22 protein-coding genes, 6 tRNA genes and 1 pseudogene are annotated in these 24,011 nt (G+C 59.6%); 7 read left to right on the forward strand and 22 right to left on the reverse strand.

Annotated features, from left to right (window positions below):
* Positions 1-298: 298 nt before the first annotated feature.
* The 8 genes from murB to U6037_RS21205 form a co-directional block, all read right to left on the reverse strand.
* Positions 299-1,318, reverse strand: a complete 1,020-nt coding sequence (gene murB / locus U6037_RS21170) for a UDP-N-acetylmuramate dehydrogenase (protein WP_322844420.1) — start codon at positions 1,316-1,318, stop codon at positions 299-301.
* On the reverse strand, positions 1,315-1,779 hold the full coding sequence (locus tag U6037_RS21175; protein ID WP_064391519.1) for a low molecular weight protein-tyrosine-phosphatase: 465 nt from the start codon (positions 1,777-1,779) through the stop codon (positions 1,315-1,317). The genes murB and U6037_RS21175 overlap by 4 nt, the downstream gene beginning before the upstream one ends.
* The gene (gene kdsB, locus U6037_RS21180) at positions 1,779-2,543 is read right to left on the reverse strand and encodes a 3-deoxy-manno-octulosonate cytidylyltransferase (protein WP_322844421.1); all 765 of its coding nucleotides are present in this window, start codon (positions 2,541-2,543) and stop codon (positions 1,779-1,781) included. The genes U6037_RS21175 and kdsB overlap by 1 nt, the downstream gene beginning before the upstream one ends.
* The gene (locus tag U6037_RS21185; protein ID WP_003174668.1) at positions 2,540-2,725 is read right to left on the reverse strand and encodes a Trm112 family protein; all 186 of its coding nucleotides are present in this window, start codon (positions 2,723-2,725) and stop codon (positions 2,540-2,542) included. Before U6037_RS21185 ends, kdsB begins: the two co-directional genes overlap by 4 nt.
* Before the next feature lie 21 nt (positions 2,726-2,746).
* The gene (gene lpxK / locus U6037_RS21190; protein ID WP_322844422.1) at positions 2,747-3,757 is read right to left on the reverse strand and encodes a tetraacyldisaccharide 4'-kinase; all 1,011 of its coding nucleotides are present in this window, start codon (positions 3,755-3,757) and stop codon (positions 2,747-2,749) included.
* Entirely contained in the window at positions 3,757-4,185 is a 429-nt protein-coding gene (locus U6037_RS21195; protein ID WP_007908223.1) for an ExbD/TolR family protein, read from the reverse strand. The genes lpxK and U6037_RS21195 overlap by 1 nt, the downstream gene beginning before the upstream one ends.
* On the reverse strand, positions 4,182-4,817 hold the full coding sequence (locus tag U6037_RS21200) for a MotA/TolQ/ExbB proton channel family protein (protein WP_007908216.1): 636 nt from the start codon (positions 4,815-4,817) through the stop codon (positions 4,182-4,184). The genes U6037_RS21195 and U6037_RS21200 overlap by 4 nt, the downstream gene beginning before the upstream one ends.
* Before the next feature lie 101 nt (positions 4,818-4,918).
* Positions 4,919-7,153: a DNA internalization-related competence protein ComEC/Rec2 gene (locus U6037_RS21205; protein WP_322844423.1), complete on the reverse strand. Its 2,235-nt coding sequence runs from the start codon at positions 7,151-7,153 to the stop codon at positions 4,919-4,921.
* A gap of 136 nt (positions 7,154-7,289) precedes the next feature.
* Here U6037_RS21205 and U6037_RS21210 point away from each other — a divergent pair, with 136 nt between their 5' ends.
* A complete protein-coding gene (locus U6037_RS21210) occupies positions 7,290-7,808 on the forward strand; it encodes a DUF2062 domain-containing protein (protein ID WP_322844424.1) in 519 nt (172 codons plus the stop codon).
* Positions 7,809-7,886: 78 nt separating this feature from the next.
* Here U6037_RS21210 and U6037_RS21215 read toward each other — a convergent pair whose 3' ends face one another.
* The 4 genes from U6037_RS21215 to U6037_RS21230 all read right to left on the reverse strand — a co-directional run bounded on the left by U6037_RS21215 (position 7,887) and on the right by U6037_RS21230 (position 11,045).
* Entirely contained in the window at positions 7,887-8,666 is a 780-nt protein-coding gene (locus U6037_RS21215; protein ID WP_322844425.1) for an ABC transporter permease, read from the reverse strand.
* Positions 8,663-9,595, reverse strand: coding sequence for an ABC transporter ATP-binding protein (locus U6037_RS21220; protein WP_158829190.1), 933 nt, complete (start codon positions 9,593-9,595; stop codon positions 8,663-8,665). Before U6037_RS21220 ends, U6037_RS21215 begins: the two co-directional genes overlap by 4 nt.
* Positions 9,596-9,718: 123 nt before the next feature.
* The gene (locus U6037_RS21225; RefSeq protein ID WP_322844426.1) at positions 9,719-10,342 is read right to left on the reverse strand and encodes a glutathione S-transferase; all 624 of its coding nucleotides are present in this window, start codon (positions 10,340-10,342) and stop codon (positions 9,719-9,721) included.
* Positions 10,343-10,385: 43 nt separating this feature from the next.
* The gene (locus U6037_RS21230) at positions 10,386-11,045 is read right to left on the reverse strand and encodes a transglutaminase family protein (RefSeq protein ID WP_322844427.1); all 660 of its coding nucleotides are present in this window, start codon (positions 11,043-11,045) and stop codon (positions 10,386-10,388) included.
* Positions 11,046-11,293: 248 nt separating this feature from the next.
* Between U6037_RS21230 and U6037_RS21235 the strand changes: the two genes are divergently transcribed.
* Together U6037_RS21235 and U6037_RS21240 are read left to right on the forward strand one after the other, a co-directional pair.
* Positions 11,294-13,741 carry an acyl-CoA dehydrogenase gene (locus tag U6037_RS21235; protein WP_322844428.1) on the forward strand — a complete coding sequence of 816 codons (2,448 nt, stop codon included), beginning with the start codon at positions 11,294-11,296 and terminating at the stop codon, positions 13,739-13,741.
* Between the two features lie 74 nt (positions 13,742-13,815).
* The gene (locus U6037_RS21240) at positions 13,816-14,223 is read left to right on the forward strand and encodes a PA2817 family protein (RefSeq protein ID WP_008087850.1); all 408 of its coding nucleotides are present in this window, start codon (positions 13,816-13,818) and stop codon (positions 14,221-14,223) included.
* A gap of 63 nt (positions 14,224-14,286) precedes the next feature.
* On the opposite strand, the gene U6037_RS21245 is transcribed toward U6037_RS21240, so the two are convergent.
* On the reverse strand, positions 14,287-15,285 hold the full coding sequence (locus tag U6037_RS21245) for a LysR family transcriptional regulator (protein WP_322844429.1): 999 nt from the start codon (positions 15,283-15,285) through the stop codon (positions 14,287-14,289).
* Positions 15,286-15,375: 90 nt separating this feature from the next.
* Between U6037_RS21245 and U6037_RS21250 the strand changes: the two genes are divergently transcribed.
* The 3 genes from U6037_RS21250 (at position 15,376) to U6037_RS21260 (ending at position 17,502) form a co-directional block, all read left to right on the forward strand.
* Positions 15,376-16,002, forward strand: a complete 627-nt coding sequence (locus U6037_RS21250; RefSeq protein ID WP_322844430.1) for an alanyl-tRNA editing protein — start codon at positions 15,376-15,378, stop codon at positions 16,000-16,002.
* 89 nt (positions 16,003-16,091) lie between these two features.
* Positions 16,092-16,862, forward strand: coding sequence for a 2OG-Fe(II) oxygenase (locus tag U6037_RS21255; protein ID WP_242205899.1), 771 nt, complete (start codon positions 16,092-16,094; stop codon positions 16,860-16,862).
* Position 16,863: 1 nt separating this feature from the next.
* A complete protein-coding gene (locus U6037_RS21260; RefSeq protein WP_322844431.1) occupies positions 16,864-17,502 on the forward strand; it encodes a LysE family translocator in 639 nt (212 codons plus the stop codon).
* 127 nt (positions 17,503-17,629) lie between these two features.
* On the opposite strand, the gene U6037_RS21265 is transcribed toward U6037_RS21260, so the two are convergent.
* The 6 genes from U6037_RS21265 to U6037_RS21290 form a co-directional block, all read right to left on the reverse strand.
* Positions 17,630-17,705 (reverse strand) — tRNA-Gly (locus tag U6037_RS21265).
* A gap of 2 nt (positions 17,706-17,707) precedes the next feature.
* Positions 17,708-17,783 (reverse strand) — tRNA-Glu (locus U6037_RS21270).
* Between the two features lie 58 nt (positions 17,784-17,841).
* Positions 17,842-17,917, reverse strand: a tRNA-Gly gene (locus U6037_RS21275).
* A 3-nt stretch (positions 17,918-17,920) separates the two neighbouring features.
* Positions 17,921-17,996 (reverse strand) — tRNA-Glu (locus U6037_RS21280).
* A 104-nt stretch (positions 17,997-18,100) separates the two neighbouring features.
* Positions 18,101-18,176: transfer RNA gene (locus U6037_RS21285), tRNA-Gly, on the reverse strand.
* A gap of 2 nt (positions 18,177-18,178) precedes the next feature.
* Positions 18,179-18,254: transfer RNA gene (locus tag U6037_RS21290), tRNA-Glu, on the reverse strand.
* A 384-nt stretch (positions 18,255-18,638) separates the two neighbouring features.
* Between U6037_RS21290 and U6037_RS21295 the strand changes: the two genes are divergently transcribed.
* Positions 18,639-19,397 carry a hypothetical protein gene (locus U6037_RS21295; RefSeq protein WP_174245077.1) on the forward strand — a complete coding sequence of 253 codons (759 nt, stop codon included), beginning with the start codon at positions 18,639-18,641 and terminating at the stop codon, positions 19,395-19,397.
* 1,015 nt (positions 19,398-20,412) lie between these two features.
* Here U6037_RS21295 and U6037_RS29510 read toward each other — a convergent pair.
* The 3 genes and pseudogenes from U6037_RS29510 to U6037_RS21305 all read right to left on the reverse strand — a co-directional run bounded on the left by U6037_RS29510 (position 20,413) and on the right by U6037_RS21305 (position 23,890).
* Positions 20,413-21,294, reverse strand: coding sequence for a methyl-accepting chemotaxis protein (locus U6037_RS29510; protein WP_416221728.1), 882 nt, complete (start codon positions 21,292-21,294; stop codon positions 20,413-20,415).
* 27 nt (positions 21,295-21,321) lie between these two features.
* A pseudogene (locus U6037_RS29515) lies at positions 21,322-22,566 on the reverse strand (HAMP domain-containing protein); the annotation flags it as partial.
* Entirely contained in the window at positions 22,490-23,890 is a 1,401-nt protein-coding gene (locus U6037_RS21305; protein ID WP_322844433.1) for a PLP-dependent aminotransferase family protein, read from the reverse strand. The pseudogene U6037_RS29515 and the gene U6037_RS21305, both read right to left, overlap by 77 nt.
* Positions 23,891-24,011: the final 121 nt, after the last annotated feature.

Raw genomic sequence — 24,011 nt, forward strand, 5'->3', positions numbered from 1 at the left:
TTTTTAGTGGTTATGGGGTCGAGCAATCTGCCGCCGTTGAATCGGCGATGGTTCACGCAGATCGACTCAGGCTAATGAGGCTCTCTTGTGCCGACGCGAACGTCTGCACCGGGCCTTTGGTGGAGCAAATGACGGTTATCGTTAGCTCGCTAAGTTAACCCAACATTAACTAAAAAGCCCTGCTGAGACAGGGCTTTTTCAGTGACGAGCTTTTAGCTACAAGCTGCAAGTAAAAGCAGTAGCTGGCTCACGCACAAGATTGTAGCTTGCCGCTAGAAGCTTGAAGCTCGCCGCTGCTTCAATACCGATTGGGCTCCATCTCCAGGTCGACATGGAAACGTTCGGCAATATCTTTCTGGATGCGTTGCGCGAGGTCGAGCAGTTGCAGGCCGGTTGCCGCGCCGTAGTTGACCAGTACCAGCGCCTGCAACTTATGCACGCCGGCATCAGCCTCCCGGAAACCCTTCCAGCCCGCGCGCTCGATCAACCAGCCGGCGGCCAGTTTCATTTGCCCGTCCGCTTGCGCGTAGGCCACCACATCCGGGTGCTGCGCTTTGATCTGCGCGACGATGGCCGCCGACACCAGCGGATTCTTGAAGAAGCTGCCGGCATTGCCGAGCACGGCCGGGTCCGGCAGTTTTTCACTGCGGATGCTGCAAATCGCGCGGCTGACGTCGGCAGGCGTCGGCTGCTCGATACCTTGCTCGGTCAGGCGCTGACGCACCGGGCCGTATTCCAGATGCAGATGCGCGACGCGATCGAGCTTGAAGCGCACGCGCAGAATCAACCAACGCCCCGGCTGCTGCTTGAACAGACTGTCGCGGTAGGCGAAGTTGCATTCTTCGAGCGTGAAATCGTGCAGCTCGCCGGTCTGACGATCCAGCGCGGTGAGGCCAGCAAACACATCCTTGATCTCGACGCCATAAGCGCCAATGTTCTGCATCGGCGCAGCGCCGACAGTGCCGGGAATCAGGCTGAGGTTTTCCAGACCGGAAAAGCCCAGCGCCAGCGTGTGCTGGACAAACGGATGCCACGGCTCGCCCGCTTCAGCCTCAATCACCACGCGGTTGCCGTCATCATTGATCACGCGGATCCCGCGCGTTGCCATGCGCAGCACCAGCGCCGGAATATCAGCGGTCAGCAGCAAGTTGCTGCCACCACCAATCACCAGCAACGGCACTTCGTGAGCAGTGGCATACGCCAGCGCTTCACGAACATCGGCATCGCTATGGGCTTCGGCGAACAGTTGCGCACGCACATCGACGCCGAAACTGTTGAACGGTTTCAAAGAAACCTGCGGTTGCACCTGCAAACTCATAACCGGCCCTTCACTTCGATCAACAATTGGTCACAGGCCGCTTCGATCAGATCCAGCACCTGCTCGAAACCCTGATCGCCGTCGTAGTACGGATCCGGCACTTCATCGACCAAGCCGGCATAACGGCGCAGGAACAGATCCAGTTCAGCCTTGCCGGTGGACGGTTGCAGCGCCTTGAGGTTGCGCAGGTTGCTGTTGTCCATCGCCAGGATCAGGTCGTAACTGGCGAAATCGGCGCGGCTGACTTGCTGCGCACGTTGTGCCGACAAGTCATAACCGCGCACTTTGGCCGCTGCCTGACTGCGTTTGTCCGGCGGGTTGCCGACGTGCCAGTCACCCGTGCCGGCGGAGGCCACTTCAACTTGATCCGCCAGCCCTGCTTCACGCAATTTATAGCGCAACACGCCTTCGGCCGTGGGCGAACGGCAAATGTTGCCCAGGCACACAAACAAAACGCGCATCAGGCCCCCAGCAGGCGACGAACGCGCTCAAGGTCTTCAACGGTGTCGACACCGGTCGGTGGCGCGATCAGCGCGTCGGCGACATGAATCCGCACGCCGTGCCAGAGCGCACGCAGCTGCTCGAGGGATTCGGTGTTTTCCAGCCAGCACGGCCCCCAGCTCACGAAGTCCTGAAGGAAACCGGCACGGTAGGCATAGATGCCAATGTGACGACGGTACGGCACGCCTTCAGGCAATTGCGCGCGGCTCTTGGCGAACGCGTCGCGTGCCCACGGCAGGGTCGCGCGGCTGAAGGTCAGCGCCAGACCGTTGAGGTCGCTGACGACCTTGACCACGTTCGGATTGAACAGGGTTTCCACGTCCTCGATCGGCTCGGCCAGCGTGGCCATGCGCGCTTCGGTGTGGGCAGCGAGGTTGGCGGCGACCTGATCGATCACGCTAGGCGGAATCAGCGGCTCGTCACCCTGCACGTTGACCACAATCGCGTCAGGCTCAAGGCCCAGTTTTGCCGCGACTTCAGCCAGACGATCAGTGCCGGAATTATGGTCTTCACGGGTCAGCACCACTTCGGCGCCAAAGGCCTTGCAAGCCTCGACGATGCGCGCATCGTCAGTCGCGACCACGACGCGGGACGCGCTGCTTTTGCTCGCCTGCTCCCAGACGTGCTGGATCATCGGCTTGCCGGCGATGTCCAGCAGCGGCTTGCCCGGCAAGCGGGTCGAGGCGAAACGCGACGGGATGACAACGGTGAAGGCAGTGGTCATTTATCCAGACGCTCATCGGTGGTCAGGGTGCGGGCTTCGCTTTCGAGCATCACCGGGATGCCGTCGCGGATCGGGTACGCCAGACCGGCGCCCTTGCTGATCAACTCGGTCTTGTCGGCGCTGAGCTTGAGCGGGCCTTTGCAGATCGGGCACGCGAGGATATCGAGCAATTTGGTGTCCATGAACATTCCCTGAGTAAAGAGTTAAGGCAAAAGCCGATCGGGCAACAGGCGCATCAGCTGCGTGTCAAACCAGGCCACGAAGGCCGGCGACGGCACGGCATCTACGGCCAGATACCACCAGTCGGCAGCAGCAAAAGAGCGGCATTTCACCGCGTCTTTTTCGGTCATCACCAACGGCAATGACGGTGTGAAATTCAACGCCTGCACGCTGTATTCGGCGTGGTCGGCAAACGCATGGGGGACTGCCCGCCAGTCTAGCGCTTCGAGGGTATTGAAGAAACGTTGCGGATTGCCGATGCCGGCGACCGCGTGCACAGCCTGGCCCGCCGGAAAATGATCGAGCGGTTTACGCTCGCCGCTGTGCAGATTGACCAGCGCGGTGGGTTGCAGATGGAAAGCGAAACCGTCGTCGCGATCTTCGGTGGCACCGTTGAACAGCACACCGTCGACGCTTTGCAGGCGTTCGATCGGCTCGCGCAAAGGCCCGGCGGGCAGGCAACGCTTGTTGCCGAGGCCACGAGCGGCGTCGATCAGCACCAGTTCCAGATCACGCGCCAGACGATAATGCTGCATGCCGTCATCGGAGAGGATCAGATCGAGCGGTTCACTGGCGAGCAAGGCTTTGACGGCCGCGCTGCGATCGGGATCGATCATCAGCGGCACGCCAGTGCGCTGCACGATCAGCAGCGGTTCGTCACCGGCAATGTCGGCGGTTTGATCGGCCTCAACGCGCCAGGGCAATTGTGGCGGCTTGGCGCCATAACCACGACTGACCACACCGACGCGCAAACCGCTGCGCCGGCAGTGTTCGATCAACCAGAGGATCATCGGTGTCTTGCCGGTACCGCCGACGGTGATGTTACCCACCACAATCAACGGCACCGGAGGCTGATAGATCTCGCCTTCACCGTCGAGAAAGCGCTGGCGTTTACCGACCACCACGCGGCGATAGAGCATTTCCAGCGGCCGCAGCAGCGTCAGGGCCGGGTGCCCCTGATACCACGCAGCGAGCAAACGATCGGACAGGCTCATCAGGATTTGGGCGCCGCCTCGACCGTGGTCATGCGCAGATGGCTGAAACCGAGCTTGCCGGCCGCGTCCATGGCGGTGATCACGGATTGGTGTTGAGTCTTGCCGTCGGCGCTGATCGACAACGGCATATTGGTATCGCCGTTGGACTCTTTCTGCATGGCTTCCATCAGGGTCGCCAGATCGTTCTTCGGCAGAATCTTGTTGTTCACCGAAAACACGCCCTCAGCGCTGATGGCCACGTCGATCTGTTTGAGCTGCTGGTCTTCGGCCGGCGAACCGCTGACCGCTTCCGGCAGATCGACACGCAACTGGGTTTCGCGGGTAAACGTGGTGGTCACGACGAAAAACAGCAGCAAGATGAACACCACGTCGATCAGCGACGCGAGGTTGATATCGATGGTTTCCCGAGGCTTGCGACGGAATTTCACGCGCGGCCCTCGGCCAGATCGACGTCACGGTCGCCCTGCACCACTTCAACCAGCTTGATCGCTTCCTGTTCCATGCCCACCACCAGTTCATCGATGCGGCGTTGCAGGAACCGGTGGAAGAATACCGCTGGAATACCGACCATCAGGCCCGCCGCCGTGGTGATCAGCGCTTTGGAGATACCACCGGCCAATACCGAGGCGTTGGTGGTCATGCCTGAGCCAGTGAAGGCGCTGAAAATGTCGATCATGCCTAACACGGTGCCCAGCAGGCCGAGCAACGGCGACATCGCAGCGATGGTGCCCAGCGCGTTAACGTAGCGCTCGAGTTCGTGAATGACCCGCGCGGCGGCCTCTTCAATGCACTCTTTCATGATCTCGCGACCATGCTTGGAGTTAGCCAGGCCGGCGGCGAGGATTTCCCCCAGCGGCGAATTGGCGCGCAATTCCTTGAGTTTTTCTTTATTGAGCTGTTTGTCCTTGATCCAGACCCAGACCTGGCCCAGCAGATGCTCGGGGGTGACGCGACTGGCGCGCAGGGTCCACAGGCGTTCGGCGACGATCGCCATGGCCGCGATGGAGCTCAGAATGATCGGCAACATCATCCAGCCGCCGGATTTGACCAATTCCCACACAGTGACAGTCCCCTCGAAAAAGTGCGCCACTTTACCATACCGATTGACGATTAAGACCCGCCGCCCCGACGACCGTGATGTGGCATCCATGCTGGCACCGTTCAACGGACAAGCGCCGGCGGATCGCGCCAGAAACGCCGCTGTTGACGCATCGTCCACGGCGCTTTGAAGCGGCCCAGTTGCAGATGAATGGCGCCCTCCTCGGCGCTGTCGTAAATGCGCAGGCCCAGTTTGCGATAACGCGCCAGCACGGTCGGATGCGGATGGCCGAAGGAATTGCCCTGCCCACGGGAAATCAGCACGGCCTCTGGTTGCAACACCCTGAGCAGCGCCATTGACGATGAACTTCGGCTACCGTGATGGGGTGATTGCAGCCATTGCGTCGGCACAGCCAATGGACTGTCGAGCAGCGCGCGTTCGGCGTGGGTGTCGATGTCGCCGGTCAGCAACAGGCGCTCGCCATTGGCCTCGATTTGCAAGACGCAGGAGCGCTGATTGCTGTCGCGGGCGTCCGGCCACTGCCAGAGTTGAAAAGCGACCCCGTCCCACTGCCATTGCCGGCCGCTTTCGCAGGCTTCGGCGCTCAGTTGCGCAGGCAGTCCCGCCGGGTCGCCGCTGATTACTTGATCGACGGTCAAACCACGGTTGATCGCCAGAGCGCCACCCGCGTGATCGGCATCCGCATGGCTGAGCAGCATCAGATCGAGTTTTTCCACTCTCAGTTTGCGCAACGCGGGCAGCACCACCCGCTCGCCGAGATCGAAATCACCGAAGCGCGGCCCAGCGTCATAGAGCAACATGTGATGCCGGGTGCGGATCAGGATGGCCAGGCCTTGGCCGACATCCAGTTGCCAGATGTCGGCCAATCCCGCATCCAGGCGTTCGCGTGGCGGCACCACCAGCAGCAACAGCAATGGCCAGCCCAGCGGGCGCATTGGCACGCCGCGCGGCAATAGCAACAACACCGCGCCGAGGCTGCCAGCAACCAAGACCCAGACGGGTATCGAGGGTGCGATCCATGCAGGCCAATGCCCGGCCATTATCGCCAGCGTGCGAAACAACCCGTCGATCAGACCACCCGCCAGCCACAGCAGCCCTGCGCCGACATACGGAACCGGCAACAACAGCGTCCCGAGCAACGCCGGCGGCAGCACGACAAGACTGACCCAAGGCACTGCAAGCAGATTAGCCAGCGGCCCGCTGAGACTGATCGGCAGGTTCAATGCCAGCAACATCGGGCACAAACCGATCGCAATCAGCCATTGCGCCCGCGTCCAGGTCTGCCACCAGCGCCACGCCCCCAAGCGACCGCCAAAAGTAAAAATCAGCACGGACACTGCCGCAAAGGAGAGCCACAAACCCGGACGCAAGCTGGCGAGCGGATCCAGCAGCAACACACCATTGAACGCCAGCAGCAGCGGCCACCATGCCCCGAGATGGCGAAAGCGCAGACGCCATAACAGCACCAGCGCGACCATCACGCAGGCCCGCTGCACCGGCACATCGAACCCGGCGAGCAGGCCATAACCAAACCCCGCCGCGAACGCCAGCCCACAGGCCCATGGCAGCCACGGCCAACGCAATGGCCACAGGCCAAATCGCGCCAACCCTGCGACCAGCCCATACATCACCGCCGCCAGCAAACCGATGTGCTGACCGGAAATCACCAGCAAGTGAACGGTGCCGGTGTTCTGCAGAATCTGCCAGTCCTCGCGACTGAGCCCCGAGCCATCGCCCAGCACCAGCGCCGCCAGTGCGCCGTTTCGCCCTTGCGCATCCACGCTCAGCAAACGCTGGCGAATACCGTCACGCCAGGCCCAGCGTGCTTCGCTCAATCGCTGGCCGTCCTTGATCGTACCGGTCGCTCCAATACGTTGCGCCAACAGCCAGGCCTCATAATCGAAAGCCTCGGGGTTGCGTAAACCACCGGGACGCTTGAGCTTGACCGCCAAGCGCCAGCGCTCGCCACTGTTGACCGGCGGCCCGGCGTACCAGGCGAGTCGCATCAGCGCCGGCAATTTTTCGTGACGCGAGTGCGCATCGGCCAATTCGAAGCGCACCACGCCGTCGCTGTTCTGCGGCAAACCGACGACCCGCCCTTCAACCCACCGGGTTTCTCCATCCAGCCCGTTCGGTAAACGATCATTCAGCGCCCACTGCGCGCCGACACTGGTCCACGTGAAGCCAAACAGCAAAAACGCCAATGGATAACTGCGAAACGGCAGCAGCATCAAAGCCACGACCGGCAACAACAGCATCAACCAGACCGGCGGTAATGCCGGCATAAAAACCGGGGCCAGCAGACCGACCGCAAGCGCCATCATCCCTGTGCGCATAAGCCCGTCCTTGAGAGTCCTGCACTTAGGCATAGCGGGTGTCGGGCACGTCCGTCGTCAACAATTGTCACAAAGTCTGAATGGGCGCTTCGTAGAATCCAGACATACTTGCCGCCTTAACCGACCGAGAAGCCTTATGCCCCGGCGCTTATTCAAACGTTACATGCCCGACCCGACGAGCATCAGGGAACACAAATCCTTACGCTTTCTCGGCAAGTTGCTGCATGACCCGAACCTCTGGCACCTCAATCGTCACTCGGTCGCGCGGGCGATGGCGGTCGGTTTGTTTGCCGCATTCCTGCCAATTCCGGCGCAGATGCTGGTCGCGGCCGCGCTGGCGATCACCGTGCGGGGCAACATGCCGATTGCCGTCAGCCTGGTCTGGCTGACCAATCCGATCACCATGCCGGCGGTGTTCTTCTGCACTTATCAGGCGGGTGCGTGGTTGATGGATGTGCCTGCACGGCATCTGCCGGATGAGCTGACCTGGGAATGGATCAGCGGCGAGTTGTCGACGTTGTGGCAGCCGTTCTTGCTCGGCTCGGTAGTGGTGGGATTGGTGCTCGGCGCCCTCGCCTACTTCATTGTGATGATGTATTGGCGCTGGTGGGTGGCGCGGCAATGGGCGCGGCGCAAGAAAAACCGAATGCGCTGAATGCAAAACGGCCTCCGCAGTGGGAGGCCGTTTTGATTTGTGGCGCCTGCATTTGCGAGCAGTCGACTCGGTCCTAAGTCAAGTACGCATCCCGCGCCCACTTACCAGCAACCGCGCACAACCGAGATACAACACCACCGTCGCCACGAGCATAAAGGTGATCGCGATGCCGATCTTGATATCCGACACACCGAGAATGCCGTAACGGAAGGCGTTGACCATGTGCAGCACCGGGTTGGCCAACGAAACGGTCTGCCAGAACGGCGGCAGCAGGGTAATCGAGTAAAACACCCCGCCCAGATAGGTCAGCGGCGTCAGCACGAACGTCGGGATGATCGAAATATCATCGAAGTTGCGCGCAAACACGGCGTTGATGAAGCCCAGCAGCGAGAAAATCGTCGCCGTCAGCACCACGACCAGAATGGTCACACCGAGGTGATGCACCTGCAAATCGGTGAAGAACAGCGACAGGAGCGTCACGATCACACCCACCATCAGACCACGCAACACACCACCGATGGTGAAGCCGATCAGGATCGTATGCGGCGACACCGGCGACACCATCAGCTCCTCTATGGAGCGCTGGAACTTGCTGCCGAAGAAGCTCGAGACCACGTTGCCATAGGAGTTGGTGATCACCGACATCATGATCAGCCCCGGCACGATGTACTCCATGTAAGTGAAGCCACCCATGTCGCCGATCTGCCGGCCGATCAGGTTGCCGAAGATCACGAAGTACAGAACCATGGTGATTGCCGGCGGCAGCAGCGTTTGCGGCCAGATCCGCGTGAAGCGTTTGACCTCGCGGTAAACAATGGTCTGCAGGGCGACGAGGTTGGGACGGAATTCGGAACTCATACCGCCACCTTCGACAGATTTTTTTCCACCAGGGACACGAACAGCTCCTCAAGGCGATTGGTTTTGTTGCGCAGGCTCAATACTTCGATGTTCTGCTGCGCCAACTGGGTGAACAACGCCGTGATGCCCATGGATTTGTCGACCTGGACTTCCAGGGTATGGCTGTCAATCAACCGGGCTGGATAACCGAGCAGTTGCGGCGCGACGCTCAAGTCGTTTTTCAGGTCCAGCAAGAAGGTTTCCACGTGCAACTGGCCGAGCAATTGTTTCATGCTGGTGTTTTCGACGATGGTGCCGTGGTCGATGATGCCGATGTTGCGGCACAACTGCTCAGCCTCTTCCAGATAGTGCGTGGTGAGGATGATGGTGATGCCTTTCTGGTTCAGTTCGGTGAGGAACGTCCACATAGAACGGCGCAGCTCGATATCGACGCCTGCGGTCGGCTCGTCGAGGATCAGCAGACGCGGTTCGTGCACCAGCGCACGGGCAATCATCAGTCGCCGCTTCATGCCGCCGGACAACGAACGCGACGGCACATCGCGCTTGTCCCACAGGCCGAGCTGGGTCAGATATTGCTCGGCACGTTCCTTGGCAACTTTCGCCGGAATGCCGTAGTAACCGGCCTGAGTGACGACGATGTCGAAGGTCTTTTCAAACTGGTTGAAGTTGAATTCCTGCGGCACCACGCCGATCGAGCGCTTGAGCTGCGCAGGATTCTTGTCCAGGTCATGGCCGAAGATATTCACCGTGCCGCTGGTCTTGTTGACCAGCGTCGAGAGAATGCCGATGGTCGTGGATTTGCCGGCACCGTTGGGGCCGAGCAAGGCGAAAAAGTCACCTTCGGCAACGTCCAGATCGATACCACTCAAGGCCTGGAACCCGTTGCCGTAGGTTTTGGTTAGCTGCCGGATGGACAGAGCGGAACTCATATCTGATTTACGCACCATTGAAGGAAAAAAGGAGAAGGCGGCGAAAGATCGAACCGCAGCGCAAGTGCGCAATGGTGCTTGCCGCCGCCGCACAAGTACAGTCAAGTGTGTCGATAGTAGGTATTAAGTCAACGCGGTCATGACGGCTTTCCGGTAGGCCGGACGCTGCTTCAAGCGCTCGTACCAGGCCTGCAGATTCGGTTGCGGCGCACGCTCGATGGGCATCTCGAACCAGGCATAAATGAAACTGCCGAGCGGGATATCACCCATGCCGATGTCTTTTCCGGAAAGATAAGGCTGACTGGCCAAGGCATTGTCGGCCATGCTCAGCAGCCCATTGCATTCCTTGATCGCGGCGTTGATCGCGGCCCAGTCCTGCTTGTCCGCCGGCGTGCGCAACACGCCCCAGAACACCGTGCGGAAGTGACCGGCAAAACTCGACGTGGTCCAGTCCATCCATTTGTCGGCGATGGCGCGAGCTTGCGGATCGGCCGAATACCAGTTGCTGTCGGGCGCATGCCTGGCCAGCAGATAGCGAACGATGGCGTTGGATTCCCACAGCACAAAACCGTCGTCTTCGATCACCGGCACCCGTCCGTTCGGGTTCATCGCCCGGTATTCAGGTGTGTCGACTACGCCAAACGCGCCACCGGCATCGATCGCCTCGTAAGCCAGACCGAGTTCCTCGGCGGCCCACAATGGTTTCCTGACATTCGATGAGTTTTTCCGTCCCCAGATCTTCAGCATGACCGCCTCTTTTCAAATGAGTGGGCAGGCAGCATACGCCGGATCAGGAGCGGCTCAAATCACTCTGCATATCGCCCAGCAGTTGCGGCTGCAGATCAGTGAACAGGTGCGGATAGCACTTTTGCAGATGTTCGAAGAAGAACGTTTCCGGCACATCGGCGAATTGGCCGTGATCGACCAAGTACTCCATCAACTGTGCACCGTCGCGGTTGAACGGGTGGAAAACGCTGTCGTTGACGCCATCGAACTCCAGCGGCGCGACGTTGAACAGCTCGCAGAGCTTCTGGTTGAACGCCGGCGTGGCCTTGACCCAGCGATCATTGAGAAATAACTCGGTGTAGCCGTGCATGGCGAACATGTCGCTTTTCAATAACTCGAGCAGACGCGGGGTCGACAGGTGATTTTTCACGTCGGCCAGCCCGATCCGCGCCGCGATTCCGCAATGCCGTGCGCAACCTGCCAGCAGCGTGGCTTTTGGTACGCAATAACTCTCCCCCGTCGCCAATGCATAACTGCCGCGCAAGGTCTGTGGATCACGGCTGAAGGTGTAGGGGTTGTAGCGCACCGCCTCACGCACGGCGTAATAAAGACTGATCGCCTGCGCGAGCGGATCGCGGCTGGCGCCCCGATGCTGTTCGGCGAACTCCACCACCGCCGGGTGGTCACTATCGATGAAGCGGCCGGGACTCAGATACTCGCGCATGACGACAATCTCCTGGGTGAGTCCCGAGTCTAGCGACAGCTTCAGCACAGAGATAACGACGTTTCGGCCAAACTTGGACGCAAAGACGCGGGATCGTCGAACGATTTCCCACACGCGTTGCCCACCGAACCTACGAAAACCATCCGGGGTTTCCCACGATTTCAATCACCTTGGTCTGACCACCCGGTTTTACAGATGCCGTCTAAGCTCTGGAGGGTCGATTTGCCTTGGTTCACGGAGGACTGAATATGCTGTTGTTGTGGATACTGGTTTTGATCGTTGGCGTGGCGTATCTCGCCCACCGGCGTATTTCCCCTCTGCCTGCATTGGGCATCGTTGCGGTCTACCTGTTGGCGATGGGGATTTTCAGCCACGCGTCGGGCTGGTTGTTGCTGGTGTTCTGGGTCTTGCTGGCGGTGGTCGCTGCACCGTTGCTGCTGCCCGACCTGCGCCGTAAGCACTTCACCGCGCCGCTGTTCAACTGGTTCCAGAAAACCCTGCCACCCATGTCGCAAACCGAACGCGACGCGATCGATGCCGGCACCGTGTGGTGGGATGGCGAGCTGTTCAGCGGTCGTCCGGACTGGGACAAATTGCTGGCCTATCCCAAGGCGCAACTGAGCGAAGAAGAGCAAGCGTTCATCGACGGTCCGACCGAAGAGCTTTGCGCGATGGTCACTGACTGGCAGATCGGCCAGTCGATGGACCTGCCGGCCGAAGCCTGGGCGCACATCAAGGAACACGGCTTTTTTGCCCTGATCATTCCGAAAGAATTTGGCGGTAAAGGCTTCTCGGCCTACGCCCACTCGCAAGTGGCGATGAAACTCGCCACCCGCAGTGGCGACCTCGCTTCCACCGTGATGGTGCCCAACTCCCTCGGCCCAGCCGAACTGCTGCTGCATTACGGCACCGACGAACAACGCAATCACTACTTGCCACGGCTGGCTCGCGGCGATGACATTCCCTGTTTCGCCCTCACCGGCCCGCTCGCCGGCTCCGATGCCGGCGCAATGCCCGACACCGGGATCATCTGCAAAGGCCAATGGGAAGGTCAGGAAGTCATTGGCCTGCGCCTGAACTGGGAGAAGCGCTACATCACCCTCGGCCCCGTGGCCACCCTGCTCGGCCTCGCCTTCAAGGCCTACGACCCGGAGCATCTGCTCGGTGACAAAGAAGACCTCGGCATCAGTCTCGCGCTGATCCCGACCGATACCGCTGGCGTGGAAATCGGCCGTCGTCACCTGCCGCTGGGCGCGGCATTCATGAACGGACCGAACTCCGGCAAGGACGTGTTCATCCCGCTGGACTTCCTCATCGGCGGTCAGGAAATGCTCGGCAAGGGCTGGATGATGCTGATGAACTGCCTGTCGGTAGGCCGTTCAATCTCGTTGCCGGCAGTCGGAACCGGCGCGGCTAAATTCACCAGCCTGGTCACCGGCCAGTACGCGCAGATTCGTGAACAGTTCAACGTGCCGTTGTCGGCATTCGAGGGCATTCAGGAAGCGATGGCACGTATCGGCGGTAACGCGTGGATGATGGACGCGGCGCGGATGCTCACTGCCAACGCGGTGGACCTCGGCGAAAAACCCTCGGTGTTGTCGGCGATCCTCAAGTATCACCTGACCGAACGCGGTCGCGAATGCATCAGCCACGCCATGGATGTACACGGCGGCAAGGCCATCATCATGGGCCCGAACAACTACCTCGGGCGCAGCTGGAACGGTGCACCGATCTTCATCACCGTGGAAGGTGCGAACATCCTGTCGCGTAACCTGATGATCTTCGGTCAGGGTGCGATTCGCTGCCATCCGTTCGTTCTCAAGGAAATGGCTCTGGCCGGTCGTGAAGACAAGGATCAGGCGCTGAAAGAATTCGATGGTCTGCTGCTCAAACACATCGGTTTCGCCGTGAGCAATGCGGCCAGCACGCTGGTGCTGAACCTCGGCTTCGGCCACTTCGAACACGCCCCGGGCGACAAGATCAGTCAGGGTTACTTCCGCGCACTCAACCGTCAGGCAGCGGCGTTCGCCATGCTCGCGGACTTCAGCATGATGTTGCTGGGCGGCGAACTGAAACGTCGCGAACGCCTGTCGGCCCGCTTGGGGGATGTGTTGAGCAACCTGTATCTGGCCTCTGCCGCACTCAAGCGTTATCACGATCTGGATTCGCCGGCCTACATGGACCCTTTGTTCAGATGGGCGATGGAAGAAAGCCTTGGCCAAGCGGAACGGGCCATGGATGAGTTGCTGCGCAATTTCCCCAACAAGGTGTTCGGCTGCCTGCTGCGCGTCGTCGTCTTCCCGTTTGGCCGTCGTCACAAAGGCCCGTCGGACAAACTCGGGGCCGAAGTGGCTGGCGTCATTGGTCGCGCCAAGGGCGATCCGGCGCTGGAAGAACTGCTTGCCGGTTGCTATCGCCCGCAGTCGGCAGACGATGCAGTGGGTGCTTTGCAACACGCCAGCGATCTGCTGAATGCTGCGCAGCCGCTGCACAAAAAACTGCACACTTCGCTGAAAAGCGGTCAGGTCAAACCGGTGGCGGGCGAACACGCCATCGATGCCGCGCTTGAGGCAGGTGTGTTGCAACCGGTGGAAGCACAGAGTCTGCGTGATGCCGAAGCGGCGCGACGCAAGGTGATCGATGTCGATGATTTCGACAAAGAAGAACTGAAACAGGCCGAGGGCAAAGTCCGCTGATCCTGACAAGCATGTCCAAGAGGGCGCAGGGGCTTTATACTCCCGCGCCCGTTTTGCTCTTGAGGACTTATCTCGTGTCCAACGTCGTTGCCGACCATCTTGTTTTGCTCGACCACCTGCGCAGTATTCTGGTCGCCGTAGGTGAGGCCGAACAGGTTCCCGAAGAAAGCCATGCCTTGTTCCTGGAGCGCTTCGACGAACTGCTGGCATCGCTGCCGATCGATCCGATCGAAAGCCAATACCTGGGCCAGGACATCCTGACTCAAGTGATCACCCGTTATCCGCAAATCGCTCACCTGATCCCGCGCGATTTGCTGTGGTTCTTCGCCGGCGACTGCCTGCACTACCTGTCCGATGAAGAGATCGACATGTATCAGGCCCTCGAAGAACGTCGCTACGAAGCCGAACAGAACGACGAACCGTTCGACTGGAATCAGGAAAAGCAGCTGCTGGCGATGTCTGCCCAAGACAGCAAGCACTGATTTTCGCCCGGTAATGAAAAGGCCCGCATGGTGATCCCTGCGGGCCTTTTCTTTGCGCGGGCGTTAAAGCAGACCTTCGCTTTCAGGCAATTCGTACTCCATCGACACTTTGCTCCCTTCGCCCGACTTGCCCGGTTTGCTCAGGGTTGGTTCCTTTTGCAGGCACTCCACCAGGAAATCGATAAACACCCGCAACTTCGGCGGCAGATACCGCGTCGGCGAATGCAGCAACCACAGCCCGCCGTGATAGGACGCAAGGAACGTCCAGTCAGGCAAAACCTGCACAATCAACTTTTGCTCAAGTGCATAGCGGGCGGTGAAGTACGGCAGGCTGCCAATGCCGATGTGCTGCAACACCGCGCCTAATCGCACGCCAGTGTGGTTGGCGGCATAGCGTCCGCGCACTCCCACCGTCACAGCCTTGCTGCCTTTCTTGAATTTCCAGCGCGCGTCGCTCGGGGTTTCACCCAGATAGATACAGCTGTGATTGAGCAAGTCATGAGGGTGAGTCGGTGCGCCATGTTCGGCCAGATACTGCGGCGTCGCACAGAGCAAATGGTCGATGGTCAGTAGTTGTCGACCGACCAGCCCGGCCGGTGGCCGATCTGTGATGCGAATGGCCAGGTCAACATGATCGTCGATCAAATCGACCTGACGATCTTCCAGCAGCAACTCGACATCGACCTTGGGATAACGCCGCAGAAATTCCGGCATATGCGGATGAATCACAAAGCGCCCCACCGCTTTCGGCACGCTGACCCGCACCAGGCCTTCGGCTTCATGGGTGAACTGACCGCTGATTTCCATGACGGACTTGGCTGCACTGACCATTTCCTGACAGCGCTTGAACACCTCCTCGCCGCCGTCACTCAGACGCAGTTTGCGCGTGGTGCGCTGCAGCAGTCGTGTGGCCAAGGCTTTTTCCAGGCGCGAAATACTGCGACTGACTGCCGACGGCGAAGACCCTAACTGGCGAGCGGCTTCAGAGAAGCTGCCGGTTTCCACCACCTTGACGAAAATCGCCATTTCACCCAGCAGTGGCAACGGTAGATTGATGCTCACAGCGCACAAGTCCTTTGATGTTTGAACGGATTATCACGTTATTACACGATTCATATAATAAAAATAGAAACTTTAATAAGGGCATGGAATATGACGCTTCGCCTCTTTTTCCATAGTGATGACCTCAAGGCCAATGTGGAAGTCCTCGACTGCACGCCCCAAGAGAACGAATTTGCCGTGGTGCTGCGCGCCACATTGTTTCATCCGCAAGGTGGCGGTCAGCCGTGTGACACCGGCTGGATCGGCGAGAGCCAGGTACTGCGTGTCGTGCAGGAGCCGGAACGGATCATTCATTTTGTCGATCGGCCGGTGGCGCTCGGCATGACCTGCATCCGCATCGACGAAGAGCGTCGCCGCTTCAACACACGCATGCATTCGGCCGGGCATCTGATCGGCCATTTCGTGCAAGCACTGGGCTGGACGCCGATCAAGGCACACCACTGGCCGGACGAAGGTCGGGTGCAATTCAAACCCGGCGATGCCGCGCAGGAAGTCGACGCAGAGACCGTTCAATACGGCATTGGCCAGTGGATCGAGCACGACCTGCCACGCCTGACCTCGCTGCGCGAAGGCGCGCGGGAAATCGGTTTTGGTGACCTGCCCGCCTATGGCTGCGGCGGCACCCATGTACGCAGCCTGAAGGATCTGGGCACAGTCACGATCGCGGCCCTTTCGCAGAAGAAGGGCACGTTGTCCGTCCACTACAACGTGGATTGAGCATTTCGGACGCTGCCTCACGCAGCGTCCGTCGCCGGGGAACCGCATTCGCCGGTTCCGTTGACTATCGATAGATGGACCTAAATAACATGATGCTAGACGTCGAGCGTCTCGATGAGACGTGCATAAAAAAACTGGCCAACGAAGAAGTCCTCGCCATCCGCGTCAAAGGCTTTTTGCCTGAGCCGCTGGCCATTCAGATTGGCGACAAGATTCTCGCTCCAGGCTTCGAGGGTTACATCAATGCGCCGAGCATCGGCCGTATCGGCATGGCCTTTTACGAGGCGGAGAATCAGCCACTGCTGATCGAGGACTACTTCGAACGCGCGACCAGCAACATCGCTGAACTGCGCAATCGCTGTGCGCCCTACTCCTCACCCATCGATACCTTGCGCTGCATGCTCGACGAATCCTGGCCGGCCGGCGCGCACCTGGAAAATCTTTACGGCCGGAAAATGTATGTCGGTCTTTCGCGAGTGGTGAAACCGGGCGTGTGCTTCCTCGCCCACCACGACATTTTCGCCAAGGATGCCCCGGACAGCTTCCAGGCACGCAGCCTGGAGGCGCAGTTCGCCTGCAATGTCTATCTGAACATGCCGACCGAGGGCGGCGCGTTGCAAATGTGGGACGACGACATCACCCCGGACCAATTCGACGAGATGCGTGGCGACAGTTACGGCATCGAACCGGAGCGGCTCGGGCCTCCCGCCCTCGAAGTGAGACCGCAACCCGGCGATTTCATCATGTTCAATTCGCGGCGCATGCACTCGGTGACCCCGGGCGTGGCCGATCCGCGTTTGAGTCTTTCCTTTTTTGTCGGCTATCGCGGCAATGCTTCACCCCTGACCTACTGGAGCTGAGATGTATTCGAATTATCTGGGCGAGTTTCTGGCGCTGGCCACCATTCACTTTCTGGCCGTGGTTGCTCCCGGCCCGGACTTCGCAGTCACGATTCGTCAAAGCGTACGCTTCGGCCGACTGGTGGGGATCTGCACGGCGCTGGGGATCGGTGCGGGGATTTCCGTACACGTGCTCTACACGTTGCTTGGCGTCGGTGCGCTGATGCACACCACGCCGTGGTTGTTGACCGTGGCCAAAGTGGTGGGCGGTGCTTACATCCTGTATCTGGGTGTCAGTCTGCTGCGCAGCAAACCCAAGTCTGCCATCGAAGGAGAGAAAACCAGCGATGAACCGGTCGTTGAGCAAACGCTGTTCAAAGCCTTCAGCACCGGTTTTCTGACCAATGCGACCAACCCCAAAGCCACACTGTTTTTCCTGGCCATTTTCACCACGATCATCAGCGCCGAAACACCTCTGCAAATCCAGGCGTTCTACGGTTTGTGGATGTGCTTTGTAAACGCGTTGTGGTTCGTGATCGTTGCGCTGTTTTTCTCAAGCAGCAAAGTACGCCTGCTGTTCATGCGCATGGGCCATTGGTTTGAACGCACCATGGGCGTGGTGCTGATCCTGTTTGCCGGTCGCTTGATGCTGTCCTGGTAGCAGACGCAAAAACGCAAAAAGGCCCGCCGAATCACTTCGGCGGGCCTTTTTCTTTAGCGCTGACAGTACAGCCACAAATCGCGCGCATACAAAAACGCCGCTCTGTTGAGCGGCGTTTTTGTGAATATGGAGCGGGAAACGAGACTCGAACTCGCGACCCCGACCTTGGCAAGGTCGTGCTCTACCAACTGAGCTATTCCCGCAATGGCGTCCCCTAGGGGACTCGAACCCCTGTTACCGCCGTGAAAGGGCGGTGTCCTAGGCCACTAGACGAAGGGGACACAGGCTACAACTTTCACTCAATAAAAACGCCGCTCACTGAGCGGCGTTTTTAGAATTTGGAGCGGGAAACGAGACTCGAACTCGCGACCCCGACCTTGGCAAGGTCGTGCTCTACCAACTGAGCTATTCCCGCAAATGGCGTCCCCTAGGGGACTCGAACCCCTGTTACCGCCGTGAAAGGGCGGTGTCCTAGGCCACTAGACGAAGGGGACACGCTACCCGGAACACATGGTGTGTGTTTCGGTGTCCAGATCCGCCTCCGAAGACTTGGTTCTGGTTTCACTCAGCCCCGCCCGAAAGCAGTGCTGTTTAAAATTGGAGCGGGAAACGAGACTCGAACTCGCGACCCCGACCTTGGCAAGGTCGTGCTCTACCAACTGAGCTATTCCCGCATTGGCGTCCCCTAGGGGACTCGAACCCCTGTTACCGCCGTGAAAGGGCGGTGTCCTAGGCCACTAGACGAAGGGGACACACTACAACATTCACTCCCTGCCGCGCTTCGCTGTGTGCTTTACGCTGCAAGTGGCGCGCATTCTATGGATGGATTGAGAGGTCGTCAACCCCTTGATATAAATTTATTTAAATCAATGACTTCGACCTGCTTTACGGCAGCAATCGGGCTTTTCCGTTGCCCGACGATTGACGCCTATATTCCGCCACCCGCCAAGACGTTATAGTCCACCGCGCAGTGATGGCAATCTGCACATGCATCGCCAGCATTCATATAAGCAGCATGCGGCCGATACAGATTGAACCTGCCGAACCAACCAGTCGAGCGGCGCTAGGCGGTTAAATGCCCAGCCACTACACTCGCATGCGAACCCTATAAAGAGGTCTTACCGGTGACACCACTCATGATCACCCTGCTTGTCATAGCCGGGATCGCAATTCTGATCGCCATTGGCTACATGAACCATGTGGTGGAAAACAACAAACTGGAGAAGGCCCGCACCAAGGTCGAACTCAACGACCGCCTGCGCCGCTGCGGCGAACTGACCGAAACCTTCCCGGGCCAGTTCATGACCCCGGCACTCAAGCTGCTGCTGACGCGCCTGGAATTGAACGTCTGCCAGCGCCTGCTGAACCTGGAAAAAACCAGCGCCACCACCAAAGCGCGCATCACCGAACTGAGTGCCCTGGTCGCCCAAGGCGAATCGATTCCGGTCAACAACCCGCCGTCGCCGATTCTGACCGAAGCCAAAGCCAAAGACGTGCGCTTCCTGCTCGAAGCCCTCCACGGCCAGATCACCCGCGCCGCCCACGACGGCTTCCTGCCTCCTAACGAAGCCAAACACTGGATTCGCGAAGTCCGCCACATTCTGGTGCTACTGCACATCGAGTTCTTCAACAACCTCGGCCAACAGTCCCTGCAACAAAACCAGCCCGGCCAGGCCCGCCTCGCCTTCGAACGCGGCGTGCAATACCTGCGCAAACAGCAGGATCCACAGATGTATGCAGAACAACTGCAATACCTGGAAAAACTGCTGGCCCGCGCCAACGCCCAAGTCATGGACAAAATCGCACCGGTTGAAGGTGAAGAGAACCAACTGACTGCCGGCCTCAAAGATGTCGAGGCCGATGCGGACTGGAAAAAGAAAGTGATTTACGACTGATTGCAGAAGTTGAAAGAGAAGCCACCGAGAGGTGGCTTTTTTGTGGGCTCGCGGGAGTGAACACGATAGACGCCCGGTGAATGTGAGAACGCTTTCGCGAGCAGGCTCGCTCCCACAGGGTTTGAGTACATCCGGCAGAGATTGGTCGGCTGTCAGGCCGCTTTCGCGAGCAAGCTCGCTCCCACAGAGTTTGAGTACATCCGGCAGAGATGGGTTGGCCGCCAGGCCGAGATCGCGAGCAGGCTCACTCCTACAATGGGATTGAGCACATCTGACAGAGATTGGTCGGCTGTCAGGCCGCTTTCGCGAGCAAGCTCGCTCCCACAGGGTTTGAGTACATCCGGCAGAGATGGGTTGGCCGCCAGGCCGAGATCGCGAGCTGGCTCACTCCTACAATGGGATTGAGCACATCTGACAGAGCTTGGTCGGCTGTCAGGCCGCCTTCGCGAGCAGGCTCGCTCCCACAGGGCTTGAGTACATCCGGCAGAGATGGGTTGGCTGCCAGGCCGCTATCGCGAGCAGGCTCACTCCTACATTGGGACTGAGTACATCCGATAGAGGATTGGTCGGCTGTCAGGCCGCCTTCGCGAGCAAGCTAACTCCCACAGAAAAGCAAAAACAACGCCCACCTCACAACCGCTTCCGCTTCTCACCACTCAACAGGATGAGCGTTAGCTCGGCTGCAGCTCTTGATCTTAAGGCCCGTCGGCAGGCTGAGTGGAGGGATTGATCCGGGGGTGGGAGCGCAGCGACCGTTCGACGAAGTCGAACACATCGAGAGGAGGTGCAGCGAAGCAAACCGTAGGCGATGCCCCCCGGATGAATCCCGGAGCGAAGGAACCCCGAGCTTTAGCGAGCGGGCCGAACGTCAGGGCAAAGCGTTTTGGTTACTTTTGGGCGTCTGCAAAAGTGACCCGCCGTAAGGGCGGAACCCTAATCAGCAACACCCGAAGCAACGGATATCCCCCCAAAACCCAAGAGCCTGGCCGGCCCATGGGCCGCCAAGCCCAAAGCGTCAAAGCCGAAAATGCCCAACCATCCCCCGCAACTCACTCCCCAACTGCGCCAGCTCAACACTCGAAGCCGCATTCCCGCGCATCGCAACCGACGACTGATCCGCACTTGCGCGAATACTCGTCACACTGCGATTGATCTCCTCCGCCACCGAACTCTGCTCCTCGGCCGCCGCCGCAATCTGCTGATTCATCTGCTGAATCAACGACACCGCCGCCGCAATACTGCCCAGCGCACTCTCGGTCTGCAGCGCATCACTGACCGCCAGCTTCACCAACTCCCCGCTATTCTGAATCTGCTGCACCGAAGCATGCGCTGCCGAACGCAACGCACTGACCAGCCGTTCAATTTCCTCAGTAGACTGCTGCGTGCGCCGAGCCAGTGCACGCACCTCATCGGCCACCACCGCAAAGCCCCTGCCCTGCTCACCGGCCCGTGCCGCCTCGATCGCAGCATTCAACGCCAACAGGTTGGTCTGCTCGGCAACGCTTTTGATCACCCCCAGTACCGTGCCGATGTTCTGGATTTCCGCACTGAGGCTTTCGATGCTGGAACTGGCCGACGTCGCCGAGTCGGCCAATTGTTCGATCCGCACCATGCTCTGGCGCACCACCTGCTGCCCACTCTCGACCTTGTCGTCCGCCGTTTGCGCGGCCAGCGCCGCCTCTTCGGCGTTGCGCGCAACGTCATGCACGGTGGCGGTCATCTGGTTCATCGCCGTGGCGACCTGCTCGGTTTCTTCCTTCTGGCTGCTGACCTCAAGGTTGGTCTGCTCGGTGACCGCCGACAACGATTGCGCCGAACTGGCCAGTTGCTCGATCCCCGCCTGCAACCCGCTGACGATCGTGCTCAGCCCCGCCCCCATCTGTTGCATCGCCAGCATCAACTGGCCGATCTCGTCACGACGGGTCACTTGCACGGTTGCACTCAAGTCGCCGGCGGCAATCTGTTGCGCGACCTGAATCACGCTGCGCAATGGCGCGACGATAAGTCGGGTGATCAGCCACGCAGCGAGTAATCCCACCAGCAATGCCAGCGCCGATGAGCCGATGATCAGCAGCGAGTTTTTCTTCAGTTCCGCCTGCATCGCGCCGTCTTCAGCGACATAAGCCTGATTCACCCGCGCGACCACTTGGTCGGCACGCTGGTGCAATTGCTCGTAGACGGTCTTTTCCTGAGCGAGCAATCCGGTGTACTCAGCCAGTTTTTCGTTGAAACCGGCGATATGCCCGGACACTTCATTGAGGACGGTCAAATAGCCCTCGTCCTTGACCGTGGTTTTCAGCTCTTCGGCTTGCGTCTGAGCCTGCGCGGCTTGTTCGATATTGCCCTTGCCGGCGCTGTCAGGATCGCCCTTGCGGCTTTGATCCAGACGAATCCGCGCTTCGTTCATCGCCTGCAGCATCAATCGGGAAACCTGGTTGACCTGACTGGCCTGCTCGATGAACTGCGCCCCGTCCTTGCCCTCGGTGTCCTTCAAGGTATAGGCGCCATCATCGGCTAGCCCTGCCTGCAACACATCAAGGTTGTTGGCCACACTGGACACCGACCAACTGGCCATTTCCAGCGCGAGGTCCTTGGCCTGAGTCAACGACACAAACTCGTCGAACGCCTTGCGATAAGCGCCAAGCGACAGCTGCACATCATTCATGACCGGCACATTGGCCACCGACTGCGCCTTGAGCTGATCAGCCAGAGCAACCAGTTCGTCGACGCCCTTACGCAGGGCATCGGCCGTCTTCGGATTGCCCCGCAAGGCATATTCCTGCTCGAGCAGGCGCACTTTGAGCAAGCCACTGTTGAGCGAGGACATCTGTTTCAGCCCGTCGAAGCGCTGACTGATGGTTTGCAGGGACCAGACGCCAATGGCCGCCACCAGCGCGGTCAAAAGCAAAACCAGCACAAACCCGATACCCAGTTTTTTTGCCATACCGAGGTTGGCAAAACGTCCTTGCATGGCCGAAATCATTGCGCGTAGTCCCCTGCCATTGTCAGTAGAGCGAAGAGTCGCAACGGCCATCCACCCGCACAAGTCTCTGGCGTCGGAATAATGGCAAAAAGCTACGCCCGCGTCGTTTTCAGAACACTTGAGGTCGATCCGCACCGGTGTTACGGAAAAACTGCCGGGCGCGCGGATCGCAGGCGTACGCGACATTGATACGCAACCAGTCGCCCGCCTCGCCACTTGGACTGAACGCATCCGGCGCTGACAGCAACACGCCGCAGCGTTGCGCCTGCCGAAGTATTCGAGAGTGATCGGTCACGCGCGAACGTGCCCAGATGAACAGCCCGCCTGCAGGTTTGCCGAAAACCTCCCAATCGGCATCCTCCAGCGCCTGCAATGCGGCAGCCCGGTCGGCATTCAGACGTTGACGCTGGCGCTGAACCAGTTTTCGGTAAGCGCCACAGCCCATCAGGCTGGCCAGCACGGCCTCGGAAAACCTCGACGCGCCGAGGCCGCTGATCATCTTGACCTGCGCCAGCCGCCTGACAGTTTCGCTGTCGGCGAAGACGAACCCGACCCGCAACGAACTGCTCAGGGTCTTGGAAAAACTGCCCACATAGATGACTCGCCCCTCATCATCCAGCGCCGCCAGTCGTGTACCGTTACCGGTGTGCAAGTCCGCGTAGACATCGTCTTCGATCAGACGCACATCGTAGGCTTTGCTCAGTTGCAGGATGCGTTGCGCCACACTTGGCGACAGGCAACTGCCGGTGGGGTTGTGATGATGACTGTTGATGAACACCGCACTTGGCCGAAACTGTCGCAACAAACACTCCAGTGCTTCGATGTCCGGCCCGGTCGGGGTGCGGCGCACCTCAAGCATGCGCACGCCATGCAGACGCAGCAGGTCGAACAGCGGCGCATACCCGGGGGTTTCGACCACCACGCAGTCACCGGCCTTGAACAAAGTGCGCACGATCAGATCCAGCGCATGGCTGGCACCGCAGGTACTCAACAACTGCGAACTGCGGGCCTCGATACTGAGCAGCCTGAGGCGTTTGACGATCTGCTCGCGCAGTGCTGGAAGCCCCAAGGGCGTGCTGTAGTTGAACAGGCTGGCCATGTCGGTGCGAGCCACTTCGCGCAGCGCATAGCTGAGGTCGTCAGGCTCGCGCCAGCTTTGCGGAAGACCACCGCCCCCCAGTTTCAAGCCATCTGGGGCTTCGCAGACTGCATCGCACCAGGCATAACGGCCCTCAAAGGGCGCCAGTTCATCTTCTGCCCCCAGCATCGCTGGCGCGGCAGCGACAATGAACCCGGTGCCTTGGCATGAGCTCAAAACACCCTGCGATACCAGCCGTTCACACGCCTCGACCACACACGACTGGCTGAGCAGATTGCCTCGGGCAATTTGCCGAACCGAAGGCAAACGAGTAGCCGGCGGCACACCACTTTGCAGGATCCACTCCGTCAGTCCGTCAACAATCTGCTGCACGACCGGCACCATTGCCTGTCGATCAATTCTCAATTCCATGAGCAAGCAAACTCCTGTCCGTTTTGCTGGCGGCAGTAAATCACAGCCGCGCCGGACAGGCTGTGCGACAACGCCGCCAAAAGCGACCGTTCTAACCGTTTGATACACATTGTTTAAGGGA

The organism is Pseudomonas sp. B33.4 (assembly GCF_034555375.1).
Classification (GTDB): Bacteria; Pseudomonadota; Gammaproteobacteria; order Pseudomonadales; family Pseudomonadaceae; genus Aquipseudomonas.

Bases quoted from the DNA above. Each gene is read 5' to 3' on its own strand.
- U6037_RS21230 (WP_322844427.1), bottom strand. From the start codon at position 11,045: ATGCGCGAGTATCTGAGTCCCGGCCGCTTCATCGATAGTGACCACCCG.
- U6037_RS21295 (WP_174245077.1), top strand. From the start codon at position 18,639: ATGATCACCCTGCTTGTCATAGCCGGGATCGCAATTCTGATCGCCATT.
- U6037_RS21305 (WP_322844433.1), bottom strand. From the start codon at position 23,890: ATGGAATTGAGAATTGATCGACAGGCAATGGTGCCGGTCGTGCAGCAG.
- U6037_RS21205 (WP_322844423.1), bottom strand. From the start codon at position 7,153: ATGCGCACAGGGATGATGGCGCTTGCGGTCGGTCTGCTGGCCCCGGTT.
- U6037_RS21175 (WP_064391519.1), bottom strand. From the start codon at position 1,779: ATGCGCGTTTTGTTTGTGTGCCTGGGCAACATTTGCCGTTCGCCCACG.
- U6037_RS21250 (WP_322844430.1), top strand. From the start codon at position 15,376: ATGACGCTTCGCCTCTTTTTCCATAGTGATGACCTCAAGGCCAATGTG.
- U6037_RS21225 (WP_322844426.1), bottom strand. From the start codon at position 10,342: ATGCTGAAGATCTGGGGACGGAAAAACTCATCGAATGTCAGGAAACCA.
- U6037_RS21210 (WP_322844424.1), top strand. From the start codon at position 7,290: ATGCCCCGGCGCTTATTCAAACGTTACATGCCCGACCCGACGAGCATC.
- U6037_RS21255 (WP_242205899.1), top strand. From the start codon at position 16,092: ATGATGCTAGACGTCGAGCGTCTCGATGAGACGTGCATAAAAAAACTG.
- murB (WP_322844420.1), bottom strand. From the start codon at position 1,318: ATGAGTTTGCAGGTGCAACCGCAGGTTTCTTTGAAACCGTTCAACAGT.
- kdsB (WP_322844421.1), bottom strand. From the start codon at position 2,543: ATGACCACTGCCTTCACCGTTGTCATCCCGTCGCGTTTCGCCTCGACC.
- U6037_RS29510 (WP_416221728.1), bottom strand. From the start codon at position 21,294: ATGCTGGCGATGCAACAGATGGGGGCGGGGCTGAGCACGATCGTCAGC.
- U6037_RS21215 (WP_322844425.1), bottom strand. From the start codon at position 8,666: ATGAGTTCCGAATTCCGTCCCAACCTCGTCGCCCTGCAGACCATTGTT.
- U6037_RS21220 (WP_158829190.1), bottom strand. From the start codon at position 9,595: ATGAGTTCCGCTCTGTCCATCCGGCAGCTAACCAAAACCTACGGCAAC.
- U6037_RS21260 (WP_322844431.1), top strand. From the start codon at position 16,864: ATGTATTCGAATTATCTGGGCGAGTTTCTGGCGCTGGCCACCATTCAC.
- U6037_RS21185 (WP_003174668.1), bottom strand. From the start codon at position 2,725: ATGGACACCAAATTGCTCGATATCCTCGCGTGCCCGATCTGCAAAGGC.
- U6037_RS21235 (WP_322844428.1), top strand. From the start codon at position 11,294: ATGCTGTTGTTGTGGATACTGGTTTTGATCGTTGGCGTGGCGTATCTC.
- lpxK (WP_322844422.1), bottom strand. From the start codon at position 3,757: ATGAGCCTGTCCGATCGTTTGCTCGCTGCGTGGTATCAGGGGCACCCG.